9 protein-coding genes are annotated in these 14,940 nt (G+C 55.8%); 5 read left to right on the top strand and 4 right to left on the bottom strand.

The genetic code is table 11. The features are described from left to right. The first annotated feature begins 534 nt into the window (after positions 1 to 534). Positions 535 to 3,291, top strand: a complete 2,757-nt coding sequence (locus STH12_RS01080; protein WP_126165848.1) for an ankyrin repeat domain-containing protein — start codon at positions 535 to 537, stop codon at positions 3,289 to 3,291. A 33-nt stretch (positions 3,292 to 3,324) separates the two neighbouring features. On the opposite strand, the gene STH12_RS01075 is transcribed toward STH12_RS01080, so the two are convergent. Beyond that, the gene (locus STH12_RS01075) at positions 3,325 to 4,104 is read right to left on the bottom strand and encodes an ROK family protein (protein ID WP_126165847.1); all 780 of its coding nucleotides are present in this window, start codon (positions 4,102 to 4,104) and stop codon (positions 3,325 to 3,327) included. 87 nt (positions 4,105 to 4,191) lie between these two features. Beyond that, complete coding sequence (locus tag STH12_RS01070) at positions 4,192 to 5,385, bottom strand: MFS transporter (protein WP_126165846.1); 1,194 nt, start codon at positions 5,383 to 5,385, stop codon at positions 4,192 to 4,194. Positions 5,386 to 5,590: 205 nt separating this feature from the next. Between STH12_RS01070 and STH12_RS01065 the strand changes: the two genes are divergently transcribed. Both STH12_RS01065 and STH12_RS01060 read left to right on the top strand, forming a co-directional pair. Next, positions 5,591 to 7,390, top strand: coding sequence for an aminopeptidase P family protein (locus STH12_RS01065; RefSeq protein WP_126165845.1), 1,800 nt, complete (start codon positions 5,591 to 5,593; stop codon positions 7,388 to 7,390). Positions 7,391 to 7,441: 51 nt separating this feature from the next. Next, complete coding sequence (locus STH12_RS01060; protein ID WP_126165844.1) at positions 7,442 to 7,732, top strand: antibiotic biosynthesis monooxygenase family protein; 291 nt, start codon at positions 7,442 to 7,444, stop codon at positions 7,730 to 7,732. 333 nt (positions 7,733 to 8,065) lie between these two features. Here STH12_RS01060 and STH12_RS01050 read toward each other — a convergent pair whose 3' ends face one another. Further along, on the bottom strand, positions 8,066 to 8,629 hold the full coding sequence (locus STH12_RS01050) for an aldolase/citrate lyase/malate synthase family protein (protein WP_164551117.1): 564 nt from the start codon (positions 8,627 to 8,629) through the stop codon (positions 8,066 to 8,068). A gap of 176 nt (positions 8,630 to 8,805) precedes the next feature. Here STH12_RS01050 and STH12_RS01045 point away from each other — a divergent pair, with 176 nt between their 5' ends. Beyond that, a complete protein-coding gene (locus tag STH12_RS01045) occupies positions 8,806 to 10,326 on the top strand; it encodes a DUF3612 domain-containing protein (protein ID WP_126165842.1) in 1,521 nt (506 codons plus the stop codon). 211 nt (positions 10,327 to 10,537) lie between these two features. Further along, positions 10,538 to 11,713, top strand: coding sequence for an AAA family ATPase (locus STH12_RS01040; protein WP_126165841.1), 1,176 nt, complete (start codon positions 10,538 to 10,540; stop codon positions 11,711 to 11,713). Between the two features lie 97 nt (positions 11,714 to 11,810). Here the strand turns inward: STH12_RS01040 and STH12_RS01035 are convergent, their stop codons facing one another. After that, the gene (locus STH12_RS01035; RefSeq protein ID WP_126165840.1) at positions 11,811 to 14,834 is read right to left on the bottom strand and encodes a TonB-dependent receptor plug domain-containing protein; all 3,024 of its coding nucleotides are present in this window, start codon (positions 14,832 to 14,834) and stop codon (positions 11,811 to 11,813) included. Positions 14,835 to 14,940 lie beyond the last annotated feature (106 nt).

Below are 14,940 nucleotides of genomic sequence, written 5' to 3'. Positions count from 1 at the left end.
CTTCACCTCTTGTTAGCGTTACGAAAGGCCGCTGGTCGCGCTTCCTGATTGCCGCCTTTTTAGCATAAAGTATACAAACAGTGAATCAGAATTCATTTCATCAAGGCCGATTTTGGGTGTCAGCCGCTGGAGATTATCACCTTGAGGTATGATTTTCGGTCAGATTTCACCTGAGTGGCTCACATATCCATCGCCGTCTGCTGGCACAGCGCTGCGCAAGCTGCTAAAAGGTCAACAGGGTCACGATTTGTTAACCCTGACAAGCGGCGACAATCCGGTACCAACGAACTGCTAATCGCTGCCTTCACAGAGGCTTGCGATAAGCCACAAAGCAGAGGATTCAGGCAATCCCTGCCACCCCAAACGGGGCTTTTGTGCGATAAATCGGCGCCGGAGATCACGCAGGGCAATCCAGCCCCGTTCAGGGGCCAATTTCGATTGCCAGATGAAGCGCTTGTGGGTATTGTGACGCCAGTGTTGCGTGGTTCGACCATTCAGGGCCGAAAACGCTGCGCAGTTACCCCGGGGGAAAAGGTGTCAGAGGGAGCCATGGCGGCCAATTGGTTCAGGTACAGCCTGTGTTTATCAGCAGCTGATGGCGAGCGCGCCAGGCAGCAGGTAAACGCGTTGACGCCAATGCAGGCTCTGGATCTGCTCGGGCTGTCCCAATGGCTCGACAATCATGAAACCCTCGACGATTTCAAAGCCTTCAGTAATCACCTCAGACTCGATATTTCCAGCGACGCCGGGATCAATTTCCGCCTGATGCGGGCCGCCAAAGCCCTGGGGGTGGAATTTATCAAGGTTCACGCCCGTTGCGGTGCCCTCGAAGCCAGTCAGGACAGTTTTTTCTTTCACGGCCGCCGGCCGCAGGATGCCGAACTTGCATCGCTGCTTGCGCGCTATCTACCTGAAGATACGCTGGAATCCCTTATACGCGAGCACAGGGCCGATGAGTTGGCGCGGCTGCTGACCCAGGGTCTGAATCCCAATACCCCCATTGGCGATGAGCCACTGATTTTCAACGCCGTTTTGCATCGCAGTCTGGAGATATTCACTCTACTGCTGCGCCGCGGCGCCGACCGGGAAGAGCGCGACCGTCAGGGACAGGATTTAATGGCCCACCTGTTTGCCCTGGCCGACAAAAAGCTGGCTCCCTTTATTCAGGCGTTAATCGATGCCGGCTGGGACAAGGCGCGGCGCCTGGACGATGGCGGCTCGATTTTATGGCACAGCTTTGCCCTCGACTATGAACTGGCGGGCAGCCTGCATCGTCAGGGTTTTCCCTATTTACGCCCGGAAGCGGCCTACCGCGACGGCAATGTTGAGCAGCAAATCAAGCGCGCCATCCGTCATCACGATAAACCCGTGCTGGAGCGACTGCTGTCGACGCTGGTGCTCAATCACGATCAGCTGATGGTGCTGGCGGGCATTTGTGCCCAGGTCGACAATCTGGTGGGCTTTAAACATCTGGAGTCGCTCGGACTGGAGTTTGGCGGCCATGGCGATGACATGGTGGAACTGCTGCAGGGTGCGGCGTCCAGTGGCGCTTTCCGGCTGGTGGCCTATTTGCTGCTCAAGTCAGAATCTCTGGGGCTGAATATCGATGATTGCTGCGCCGATCTGGTGGAATATCTGGTGGCAGACGACAGAGCGAGCCGGCTTATCTCCATCATCACCCGCCGCATCCAGCACTTCGACCACAACCGGGCGATTGGCACGGCAATTCATCACAACGCACTGAATAACCTATCGATTCTGCTGAAGGCTAATAAGCCGTTTCGCTACCGCACGCCGCTGCTGCACGACTATCTGGAAGAGTTAAGCCCCATGGCCGCGCGGATGCTGCTGGCCTCGGGAGAAAACCCCGCCGAAACCAATTTCGATGGCGAAACCGTATTTGAAGCCATGCTGCGGCTGCGTCCCAAGGATGACGAGCTGCATCAGGTCTTTCACGATGCGCTGTTTGAGCTGCCGGTGAGCGAGCATATCTGGCTGGTGATTGCCCTTGGCGACACCGCCGCGTTCGAGCGCAGCTGGCTAAGGCTCAGAGACAAACGCATCATCAATCATCAGGGCGATACCCTGCTGATTCACGCCTGTCGCCACGGCGCCCGCGAGATAGTCGCCTTTTTGGTGGGCAAGGCGCAAAGCCTCAACCACGCCAACCATGAGGGCAACACGGCACTGGCAATGGCGGTGATAAGCGGCAACACCGACATCTGCCGTATGCTGCTCGATGCCGGTGCCAGCACTCGCGATCTGCTCAGGGTGCCCAGGCTCAAGGCCACCGGCAGCCATCGCAGCCTCGAGGTGTTATTGGGCCCACTGAGCCGTTTACGTCAGGAAGCCGATGCACTGCGCGAGCCCTTAAGACCACAGGGACGTCAGGCGCTGCTGAGCTGGGCGGCCTATTTGGGGGATGTCACCCTGGCGCGGCTGTTGGTCAGCCACAAGGCCCGCCTCAATGCCCGCGACAAAGATGGCGCCACCGCGCTCTATTTTGCGGTGGCCAATGGCCATTTGGCCCTGACCGAATACCTGCTGGCGGAGGGCGCCGATCCACACAGCTGGTTTGAGGGAGAATCCTTACTGCACACCGCCTGTTATCGTGGCCATGGCGAACTCATCCCAACTCTGCTGTCGGCGGGCTTGTCGCTGGATATGCCGAGCGAGCATGACAAAGACACCCCGCTGCACCTCGCAGCCCGCATGGGTGCGATGCACGATGAGGATCTTTGCCCCTTGTTGCTGGATGCCGGTTGTGATGCCGACGCCCTCAACCGCGAAGGCCAGACGCCGCTGATGAGCGCGGTGCTGATGCTCAACCACAAGGGCGCTGCCTCGCTGCTGGCCCGCAGTGTGGATATTGGCGTGCTGGATAAAAGCGGCAAGAGCGCCTTCGACCACTATGAGGCCCTGGGGATCCCATCACCACTGATTGATATCAACGCCTTGAAACCAAGAGGTTTTTGGTATCGGCTGCATAAACTCACCCTCGGCCTTGGCCACGTGAGCCTCTGGTACCTGCTGCCGGGTTCTGTGCTGATGGCACTTATCTGGTATTTCGCCCCCGATTGGCTGCTGTACACCGGCCTTGGGGTGTTTGGCTGGTGGCTGGTGAGCCTGATAGTTGGCCTCAAACACAGGGCACAGGAAGAAGCACGACGGCCAAACCTGCTGTCGCCCCTTGGCAACTTCAGCCGCGACGAAGATGAAATTCGCTTTATGGCCAGCTGGGATGACGAGCGCCAGGATCTGCCGCTGGAGCCGCCCCGGCTGCAGGCATAAAAAAACGCCGCGATTGCGGCGTTTTTTCTCACTTTAGCTTTCCTGCTTATCCAGCATGGCGGCCAATCCGCGGCACACCAGGGTTTCCATATCATCCACCCTGTGCACCTGGCAGTTGGCCATGGGCGCGCCCAATGCCATATCCCGCAGGCTGCTCATACAGCCCTTGTAGAAATCGGCACTGTTCATCATGCTGCCCGCCAGCCAAATCCGGTTGGGATTGAACAGGTTGACCACCCACGCCAGCCCCATACCCAGGTACATACCGCCCTGGTTGAGTTCATCGGCAGGTGCCTGTTTGCGGCCACGCAGCAGTTCGGCCGATGCCAGCTGCTCAAGGGAAAATTCACCGCCTTCCGTCATGATCCGGCAGTGTCCCAATTCGCCTGCAAAGCCGCTGGCGCCGCTGAATACCCGGCCGTTCATGGCAATCGCCATGCCCAGCCCGGCGCCGCACATCACCAGCACTTCGCAGTCGTGACGGGGATCGGCAATGGCTTGTATACCCGCGTCCATATCGTTGACGATAAAGGCGAGCTCACCACTGCATTGGATGTGTGATGGATTCAGCCCGGTCAGCCCGGGCAGCGACTTGCAGGTGACCAGGCGGTTGTCCCGCACCAGACCGGGCACGGCAATGGCGAGGCGATAATTGCCAAGGCCAAAGTCCTGCTCGAACGCCTGGATCTGCTCGTTCAAATCACGGATTGAGAAACCATCACCGGTGGGGAATTTGTATTGTTCTGTGTGACCTTCGTGCCTGAGTTCAAACAGGCCGTTGGTTCCCCCCACATCGAGTGTTAACCTTTGCATCATTTACTCCACTGATACGCCCTGCTCTGACCCCGAGCAGGGATAGTGAAGTTTAACACAGTGTTGTGGGTAAGGAGATTGAATAAATCAATTGTTATCACCCTGTAACACCCTGCTTTTACTGAGTTTCCACCAAGCCATCAACATCAACTGCACCCCAATGAAGGGCAGACAGGCCACCAGCAATATCTGCCAGCCAAGGCCGGTCAGCAGCGCCCCGGCCCCCAGCGATGCCATCGCCTGAAAACCGAATACCGAGAAGTCGTTAAACATCTGCACCCTGAATTTCTCGCCGCCGCGATAACAGGACGGCAGCAGCGAGGTGCCGGAAACGAATAGGAAATTCCAGCCAATACCGAGCAGTACAAGCGCCGTCCAGTAGTTCAGCAGCTCACTGCCCGACAATGCCATGGCGATAGTTGCGCCGTAGGCCGTCAGTCCCGCCAACATCATATTGCCGTGGCCGAAACGGGCAATCAGCACGCCACTGAACAGCGACGGCAGATACATGGCCACGATATGGCTTTGGATAACCCACTTGGTGTCTACCAGCGAGTGGTGTTCCATATGATGCATATGCAGCGGCGTGGCGGTCATAATAAGGCTCATCATGCCGTAGCCTATCGCGGCCGCTCCGAGGGCCACCCATAACTGGCTCTGCCCAAGCAGCTCAGTCAAACTGCGATCTGCCTCGGTGGCAGACGCCAGGCCGCTGGCTTGCCACTGGGATTCATTACGGTAGGCAAGCAGCACGCCCCCTGCTGCCAGCGACACACAGGACAATAAGAGGAAGGCTCCGGCATAGGAGCCTTGCACCAACTCGGCCCCCAGCACCGCAAGCTCAGGCCCGAGGAAGGCCGCCACCAGACCACCAAGCAGCACCCGCGATGCCGCTTTGGGCGCAAGCTCAGGTGACACCGCCTCCATGGCGGCAAAACGGTATTGCTGCACCACTGCCCCTGCCGACCCCAAAAACAGCGCCCCTAAACAAAAGAGCGCAAAATTCTGCTGATGTACCCCGGCCGCGGCGGCAAGCCCGGCAATCGCGCCGAGCACACTGCCGAGCAGAAACACCCGCCTGCGACCATACCTGCGACCAATCAGCCCCACCGGGATAACCGACGCCGCCAGCCCCACAATCATCATGGCGATGGGCGCGGTGGCAAGCTCCGCTGAAGGCGCGATTTTGGCACCCACCAGGCCCCCCAGCAGCACCATAATAGGGGTGGCGCTCATGGCCAGCGCCTGGGCCAGCGTCAGCAGCCAAACGTTTAGCGGCATGGATTCTCCAAAAAGCAGCAACAAAAAGACCACACAGCATAAACACTCCTCCAAGTGGAGAGTCAATAGCCATAGACAGTCTCAATACTTTTCACGTTCGCCTTGGTTGCAGCCGTCAACATCGGTTGCGATAATCCCTGCATATCTATAAGCCCCGGCCGAAGCCTGTGGGCAACTCACAAGCAGTCAAACAAAAAGGTCTCCCATGTCAGCCATCCCAACAACCGAAATTGCCAAGCGCCTCGATGCCATTCGCACCGAAATGGCCGCTTCGCGCCTCGATGCTTTTATCATTCCCCGCGCCGACGAATATTTGGGTGAGTATGTCCCCGAGCATAACGAGCGCCTGCTATGGGCCACCGGCTTTACCGGTTCGGCTGGCATGGCGATTGTGATGAAAGACACTGCCGCGATTTTTGTGGATGGCCGCTACACTGTGCAGGTGCGCGATCAGGTTGCCCAGAGCCTGTATGCCTATGAAAGCCTGACCGATACTCCGCAGCCACAGTATCTGGCCGAGACCTTGGGCGAAGGCGCCCGGGTGGGTTTCGATGCCCGCATGCATACCCTCGCCTGGTATGAGCAGGCCAAAGCCGTGCTGGAAAAAGCCGGTATCGAGCTTGTGGCCGTCAGCGAAAATCCAGTCGATAAACACTGGCAGCAACGCCCCATCCCCGAGGCCAAGCAAGTGATGCTGTTTTCCGATGCTTCTGCGGGTAAGACCAGCCTGGAGAAGCGCCGCGAAATAGGCGTGCTGGTGAAAAAGGCCGGCGGCGATCTCGCGCTTATCACAGCGCTCGACTCCATCAGCTGGCTTTTGAACATTCGCGGCTTCGACGTGCCCCGCTTGCCGGTGGTGCTGGGCTCGGCGCTCCTGTGGCAGGATGGCCGGATGCAGCTCTTTGTTGATACCGCCAAAATTCCGGATGGTTTCCATCAGCACGTGGGCGAAGGCGTTACAGTGGCCGCAGAGGCCAATCTTGAAGCCGAACTCAAGGCGCTGGGCGGTAAAAAATTATTGGCCGACCCGGCCAGCAGCAACGCCTGGGGCCAGTTGATTGCCCGCGACGCCGGTGCCAAGCTGCTTGCTGTACTCGATGTGGCTGCGCTGCCCAAGGCCGCCAAAAACGATTCTGAGCTTAAAGGCATGCGCGAATGCCATATTCGCGATGGCGTGGCCGTAAGCCGCTTCCTCGCCTGGCTCGACGCCGAAGTGGCTGGCGGTCGTCTGTATGATGAAGGCGAGCTTGCCGATAAGCTCGAAAGCTTCCGCCTCGAAGATCCACTCTACCGCGAGCCCAGTTTCGACACCATTTCCGCCGCTGGCGCCAACGCAGCCATGTGCCATTACAACCACAACAATGGCACCCCAGCCAGGCTCACCATGAACAGCATCTATCTGGTGGACTCAGGCGCCCAGTATCTGGACGGCACCACAGACGTGACCCGTACACTCGCCATTGGCGAAGTGACAGACGAGCACAAAAAGATGGTGACCCTGGTGCTCAAAGGCCATATCGCACTGGATAAGGCTCGCTTCCCCAAGGGCACCACCGGCCAACAGCTGGACGCCTTTGCCCGCCAGTATCTGTGGCAGCATGGCTTCGATTATGACCACGGCACCGGCCATGGTGTGGGCCATTTCCTCAGTGTGCACGAAGGGCCACAGCGCATCGCCAAAAACAGCAATGGCGTGGCCCTGCTGCCGGGCATGGTGGTCTCAAACGAGCCGGGTTACTACCGCGCCGATGGCTTTGGCATCCGTATCGAAAACCTGATTGTGGTGCGTCACTGTGACGCCCTTAAAGGTGCCGAGCGTGAAACCTATGAGTTTGATGCGCTGACGCTTATTCCTATCGACACCCGCCTTATCGAGAAGGCGCTGCTGAGCGCAGAGGAAGTCAGCTGGCTCAACGATTATCACGCGAAGGTGTACGCCACCCTGTCGCCGCTGATGTCCGGAGATGAGCTGGCCTGGCTTAAACAGGCCACCCAAGCAATCTGATGAAAAGCGCCTGCGGGCGCTTTTTTATTGCTGTTTTAATGGAGGAAAACCATGTTTGCCGTGATCTTTAAAGCCACTGCCCGCGCCCAGGACAGCCAGTATTCCGCCATGGCGGCGAGCCTCAGGCAGCTGGCATTTGAGAAATTCCGTTGCCGCGACTTTATCGCGGTCACCGAAGGGGAGCAGGAAATTGCCATCTCCTACTGGGACAGCGAAGCAGACATCGAGGCCTGGAAGCAGGAGAGTCGGCACCTGATGGCACAAAAGCTGGGTCAGGATAAGTGGTACAGCGACTACACAGTGGAAGTGGTGGAAATTAAGCGCCGCTATCAATCCCGCTGAATAGGGGCTGCTGACGTTTCGAGATTAAATTTTGTTCGCTCTGGCAAGCCCGTGCTCACGAAGCGAGAAATGATGTGTAGTTATTCTACTCAAATGACGAGTGACAAAGAGCAAGGGCGTACCAGACGAACCCTTCGGGCACCATTTGGCTGACGTTTCTGCTGCGTTAGCGCCCGTTTATGTAGCGTCACTACACTGCACGGACTTCGCCTTGCATAAACACCAGCCAAATTGCTGCAAAAATAACCGTGAAACGTTAACAGCCCCTAAACACGCCACCTCTCGGTGGCGTTTTTGTTTGCGTTAATGAAATTCAGCGCAGATGGAAGCGGCTTAAAACAGCCCCAATGAAGGCAGGCAATAGTCGCTGCCATCTTTGGCGGTAAAGCGGCGATCGTGGCTCTGGCGGCAACTGTCGTTGCAAGGCTCGGTGTGCAGCAAGCTCAACCAATTGCGGCACTGGCTCACGGCTTCCGTGGCACACTCATCGCTGTCACGCAGACAAAAGCCGGGAGATTCAACCTGAATATCGTCGATGTGAGCCGGATTGGCGGCGCCCATGGAGCCGTTTTTATCCAGGGTCATTTCAACGTGAATGTCGCCGGATTTCAGTAAGATGGCTGCTGGGCTTTCCTTGTGGCCACACAGGGCGACAAACTGCGAAGGGGTTTCCAGGCCACTGTGGCTGCCATCTTCAAAGAAGGCCAGCAGGTGCTGATAGTAAACGACATAGCTTTTTACGGCCTTGTGGGAGCCTCGGGTCAGCGGAAAGCGTCTATCCAGAAACTCGGTAGCACTCTCCAGGCTCACGCCCCGTTTGGCGCCATTGACCACGGCGGCAATGGCTTCCCCGATGAAGTGTGTCAGATGTTGCTGATTGCTATGGGTATTCATCATGGTCATATTCATTGCCTTGTCCTCTGTCACAGGAGTAAATGTCAGGTCTTGTTCGGTCTGGGTAAAATCCGGCCTGTTTTGCTGTCGGGCGGCCTGTCGATTTCGCTTGATTTTTAGTCTAGGTTATTTTTTACTACAATTTCACAATAAAAATTTCACAATGTGAATTTTACAAAATGGCCAGTGAAAAAAGTCTGATGCGCAAGTCCCATTTTATGGGCACAAAAATTAGAAACTTAAGGAAACGCAATCACTTAACCATGGAGGACTTGTCTTCCCGTTGTGTGCGAGTGGATCCTGAGTCGGCGCCCTCTGTGTCTTATCTGTCGATGATAGAAAGAGGCAAACGGGTACCCAGCGCCGCCATGCTGGAGGTGATTGCCAAGGTTTTTGAAAAGTCACCTGACTGGTTTTTGGACGATGCTCCCGAAGAAGAGGCCATTACCCCGGACAAGGGGCGCCGTGGCGGTATCAGCGGCATGGCACTCGAACCAAGCTTTTTGTTCTCCAGGGATATTTTGCAAATCGCCATTCCGGAGATGCTGTCGCAAACCGGGATCAGTGGCCGTCAGTTTGCCCATCTGCTCATTCGTGCCCACCAGGAGCATCATCAAAACCATTTTCCGGATCTGGAGCGGGCCGCCGAAGAGGTGGGTGACAAGCAACTCAATCTGAGCGGCGAGGATCTCAGCGCCATCTGCAAACGCATGGGCATGAAAATTCGCTATTTTTCAGAGCCATCTCAGCAACAGGTAGACGATTACGGCGTTCCGACCCATCAGCTGGTGACCTCCTATTTCGAGCCACCGGGCACCATTTTTATCAATGAAGCGCTGAAGAAAAACCCCGAGCGCCTAAAATACGACCTGGCGGTGCACATTGGCCACAGTGTGCTGCACAACAAAGACGGCCTGAAGAACGTGCTGGCGGTGGGCCGGGGCATAGGCAGCACCCAGGAGCTGGATACCCTGTCCTCCACCGTGAATGCCCAGGATATTCTCAGCGCCTGGCGTGACTTTGAATCCAGCTTCTTTGCCGGCGCCCTTTTGTGCCCCAAGGTGCCATTCCGCCAGCTGTTGGAGCGTGGCGGCTATGAAATTGATACTCATAAGAAAATTGGCGTTTCTGCCTCGGTGGCAATGCGCCGGATGACGGTCGTATCGCCCTATCCGCACTGGCATTACTTTGATGCTTATGCGCCGGGCAAGCTCAAGGCGGTGTACCGTGGCAACGGCATTCCCCTGCCCTGGGGCAATATGCGCCAGGTACCGGATCCCTGCCAACACTGGGCAGTGTTTCGGATGATAAGCGAGCCCACCAGCGGCAGTTCGGCGCAGATTTCCATTTTGGATGTGGAAGGCAGCCCACGCATCTACTGCTGTGAATCCACCAAGGTGGTGGATCTGGCCGGTAACCACCATGTGCTGTGTGCCGGTATCGACTTAAACCCTGCCATCGATGCCCAGGGCACGGATGCGCTGACACTGGCCGAGTCCCTCAAAACCCATTGTATTGAGGCTGGCGGCCAGGGCGAAATCCCGCCCACTATACGACGCCAACTGATGAGCATTGCCCGCATTCTCAATATCAACTGGGTCGAGCGCGGCATCGAAAAAGGCGCCAGGCTTATCTGTTCCCGGGGCGCCGTGTGCCCGCGCAAACCCAGCTGCTATGGGGGGCAGTGCCAGGGACTATAAGGCGCAATGACGTTTCAGGTTGGTGTTACAAGCCCTTACTCAGTGTCATTTTTAATTTGTCATTTGAGTAACTGCAGATACTTCCCCAACGCGCGAGCACGGGTTTGCCAGAGCAAACCCAATTTAATCTCGAAGCTGCGGTACGCCCTTAACTGGCGTCCCCAGAGACGCTCTGGCACACTGAAGCGATTTTCAGTGCGCCGGGGCTTTTATGCTGACCACCTTAGCCATTCAACATTACCGCAGCCTGCGGGATCTGGTATTGCCACTTGGGCAACTCACCCTGGTCACAGGCCCAAACGGCAGCGGTAAATCAAATCTATACAAAGCCTTACGACTGCTTGCACTGACCGCACAGGGCGGCGTGACCTCGGCACTGGCGCGGGAAGGCGGCATAGACTCCTGTTTTTGGGCAGGCCCTGAATATTTCAGCCGCGCGGTAAAGCAAGGGGAATACCCCATAGAGGCAACCGTGAGGCAAGACAGCAAACGGGTGCGCCTCGGCTTTGCCGGCACCGACTACAGCTATCTGATTGAGCTTGGGCTGCCAAAGCCCGACGGCACCACGCTGTTTGGCCTCGACCCGGAAATCAAGCGTGAGGCCATTTGGCACGGCCCCAAGTATCGCCCCTCCAGCGCCTTGATTGAACGTCGTGGCCATGTGGTCAAAAGTCGCGATGCCCAGGGGCGTTGGGAAGTGCTCAGTCAGCACCTCGCCCTGAGCGACAGCATCTTTACTGAACTTGCCGATCCGCATAAGGCACCTGAGCTGTTGCGCCTGAGGGACGATATCCGCGCCTGGCGCTTTTACGATCACTTTCGCACCGATGCTGCGGCGCCTGCCCGCCAGGTGCAGCTTGGCACCCGCACCCCGGTACTGGCCCATGATGGCAGTGATTTGGCCAGCGCCATTCAGACCATTTTTGAGATTGGCCACGGCGATACCCTGCACAGGGCCGTGAATGACGCCTTTCCCGGCGCCCGGGTGAGCATAGCCGCGCTGGAAGGTGGCATGCTGGAGCTGCGCTTTCATCAGCAGGGGCTGCTAAGGCCATTGAGAGCCGCCGAACTCTCGGACGGCACCTTAAGGTATCTGCTGCTTACTGCGGCGCTGCTGACCCCCAGACCTCCCGCCTTAATGGTACTTAACGAGCCGGAAACCAGCCTGCACCCGGATCTGCTGCCCGCACTGGCACGGCTTATTCGCCACGCCTCGGGAAAAAGTCAGCTGTGGGTGGTCTCCCATGCCCAGCGGCTGATTAATGCGCTTTCAGAAGATGACAACTGCCAGACGTTGATGCTGGAGAAGCCCCTCGGGGAAACAACGCTCTACGGCCAGGATTTACTCACCACCCCCAGCTGGAACTGGCGCCTGGACAACAGATAAAAAAAGACCGCTTCCCGGGAGATGTGGGAAGCGGTCTTGCGCTTGCAATAACACTTTTATTCAGCGGCAAGGACCTTACTGCCCTGCCGCTCCACTATCAGAACTTGAGTTCGGCACCCAAGTAGGCGTAGCGACCCACACCACCGCCGTAGAGGCTGTCGTAGTTGCCGCGGCCTGTGTTGTACACTCCCGACGCGGGGATCCATGGCCCCTGATTATCAAAGATGTTACGCACACCGCCGTAAAGGCGAAGCTCTGTTTGCTTAGCCACATCCATGGTGTACGAAACGCTGAAGTCATGGGTGATGTAGGAACCATAATCATAGAAAGCCAGTGTTGTTTCTGGATCTTCTACACCGCCAGTGCCCGCATCCAACGCCTGTTGGTTTTCCACCAATGCCTCTTCCAAAGACTCCATACGACGATAGTCATCAACCATTGGCCCTTTGTACTTGGTGGTCCAACGCAGACGCAGATCTTCGTACTGCCAGGTAAGCGATACCGTGGCCTTGTCTTCAAAGATGCCACTGCTGAGCTCACCAACATAGTCTTCTTCAAAGTAAGTGCCATCTACCGCTGTATATGCCACTTTGTAGGAGAGGACATGGGTCCAGTTAGCTCTGAGCTTCAAATCGCCCCATGAGTCCATGTCGAACTTGTAATCCATGGCAACGTCATAGCCGCGCGTTGAGATCTCATCCAGATTCTGTTCACGTTGAATAATTTGAGTCAGTTGCCCTTCTTCATCGCGCTTGATGTCTGCGCAATAAGGATTCTCTGCTCCATAAGCCAGATCTGAGTCATAGCAAAGCGCCTGGATATCTTCATTTGAGAATGAGCTAATGGCGTTCGTTACAGTGATGTCGTAGTAATCCACCGCAAACTTGAAGCCAGGCAGAAACTCTGGGGCCATGGTAAAGCCCAAAGTATAGGTGTCTGCTTTCTCCTCAATCAGCTCTTCATTACCCGCGTTAGGCGAGTATTTTGAGCCGCCCTCATCCTCATACACTCCGTTGGCAGCAATTGCTGCAGCAACACCGGGGTCTTTGCGACAGTTCTCTGCAAATCGTCCCTCGGTGCCAGCTTCCACACCGTCACAGATATCGGTAACAGAGTCATAGTCGCCACGGGGAGGTGACATAAGCTCTGTGATACCTGGAGCACGGTGCGCGGTTGCATAGTTTGCGCGAAGAGCATAGTCGGCAGCAGGTTCCCAGAAGAGGCCCAATTTATAACTTGGCAGAATGCCATCAATATTTTTCTGGCTGTACTGTGCCAGACGCAGCGATACGTCCAAATCCAATTTGTGCGCTGCGGTTACATCTCTGAGTAAAGGCAGGGTTGCCTCACCGAACGCTTCATAGACCTCAACATCACCTTTAAAGGGAGGAACATCGTTGAAGGTTATTGCGAGGCTTCTCAGCTCATTGTCTACCTTAATTTCCTGAGTATCTTTGCGATATTCGACACCGAAAGCTGACTGAACTCCACCAGCTGGCATTTCGAATAGCTCGCCACTCATATAGGCCAGGAAGTTGAGTTGACTGATATCGGTGTGAATATAAGGATTTACACGAATGTAATCGGCAGCGTCAGCGGTAATAGAGCCTTCACCGAATATGTTGATAGGCACACAGCCATCGGCCTGAGCTTCTTCACCAATACATTGAATAGTTGTGCCATCTTCCGCGTATTCGGCTTTCAATGCACGGTTTAGCTTAACAATACTGATTTCGTTATAACGCTGCTGGCGTTGTTTGAAGGTGCCGTAGCCAACGGAAGCATCCCAGGTCCAGTCGCCAAACACATAGCCCTGCAAGCCAGCCCAGGTACGAATGGTTGTCCGCTCGTTCTCTGTCTCAACGGGACCGACTTCATTGAAGCGTCTGTCCCAGGACACACTGGAGCCAGCCATATCACCAATCACACTTGGTACAAAGGGATTGTTTGGCTTGATGGAGCCAGGAGCAATCGTTTTGGCCTCTCCCGTTACAGGGTCAAAATACAGTTCGGCATCATTGTAATCCTGCCCCTCGGCATCACCGCCTCGGAAGGAGTTGTTCTTACTGAACTGTACCTGCGCATACGACTTCAAATCATCAGTTAAGTCGAAATCCACTTTAACTGCTGCTGCCAGAGAGTCTTCGGGTACTTTAAGGATCACGTTTTCGAAGGTGTTGAAGCCGTCTCGTTCCTCTTTAAAGCCTTCTTTAAGCTCAGTGCCGTCATACCACCATGCATTACTTTCGAAACGACCACCGGGAATATCGTTGCTGCGCTCACGCCAATCATCGGGGGTGATATCTCGCATACAACGATAGCCATCTTCGGTCTTCATGGCATTACACATTTCATCGGTATCATAGGCATAAACAGACTCGTACAGGCCACGATCCCTGTCAGAGGCCATCAGACCTTTCTGCTCTTCATAGGTAGCGCTCGCGTACAGATAGCCCCTATCGCCCGCAAAATCAGTACCATAGCCTAAGTCGAATGTGTACTCTCGACCGCCGCCATTCGTGGTTTCACCACCACGGGCATTGAACTCAAAACCCGTTTTGTCTTGCTTGGTGATGATGTTTACCACGCCGGCAATCGCGTCAGAGCCATACACAGCAGAAGCGCCGCCGGTGATGATTTCCACTTTTTGAACCATTGCGGTTGGGATAGTGGACAAGCTTACATAGTTGCCTGAGTAACTGTTGGACACCACGCGGCGACCATCGATAAGAGTCAAGGTTCTGTCTGTACCCAAATCACGCAGATCGATGGTCGACAGACCCGTGTTTTGCACGCTTGACTGGGAATTGGTGTTACTCACCCCTTCAGCAATTGAGGGCACCTGATCAACCAAAACTTCAGCCAAAGACCCCAAGCCCGCATCTGAAATATCATCCGATGTCAGACCCACGATTGGTGTGGTCAAAGAAAAGCTGTCCCGCTTAATGCGCGAGCCGGTTACGGAAATTTTTTCAATGGTTTGCTGTTCAAGTTCAGCGGTTTGCTGTGGCTGATTTCCCTTAACCTGGGAAACCTCCACTTCGTCGGCCGCCAGTGCAGTCATGGACACGCTGCCCAATACCGCCGCCTGAATGGCCATTGTCAGAATGGTTTTCTTCATGCTTCACCCTTCCCTGCTTGTCTTTGCTTGCAGTGTTTTTGCTGTTCGTTTTCGATGCGCATAAGGGCACGGCAACAAATGACGGCCCCCTCCCCGCCGTTACATT

The organism is Shewanella khirikhana (assembly GCF_003957745.1).
Taxonomy (GTDB): domain Bacteria; phylum Pseudomonadota; class Gammaproteobacteria; order Enterobacterales; family Shewanellaceae; genus Shewanella; species Shewanella khirikhana.
Note: the sequence above shows the minus strand (reverse complement) of the source record. Positions and strands in the feature narration are given on the sequence as shown.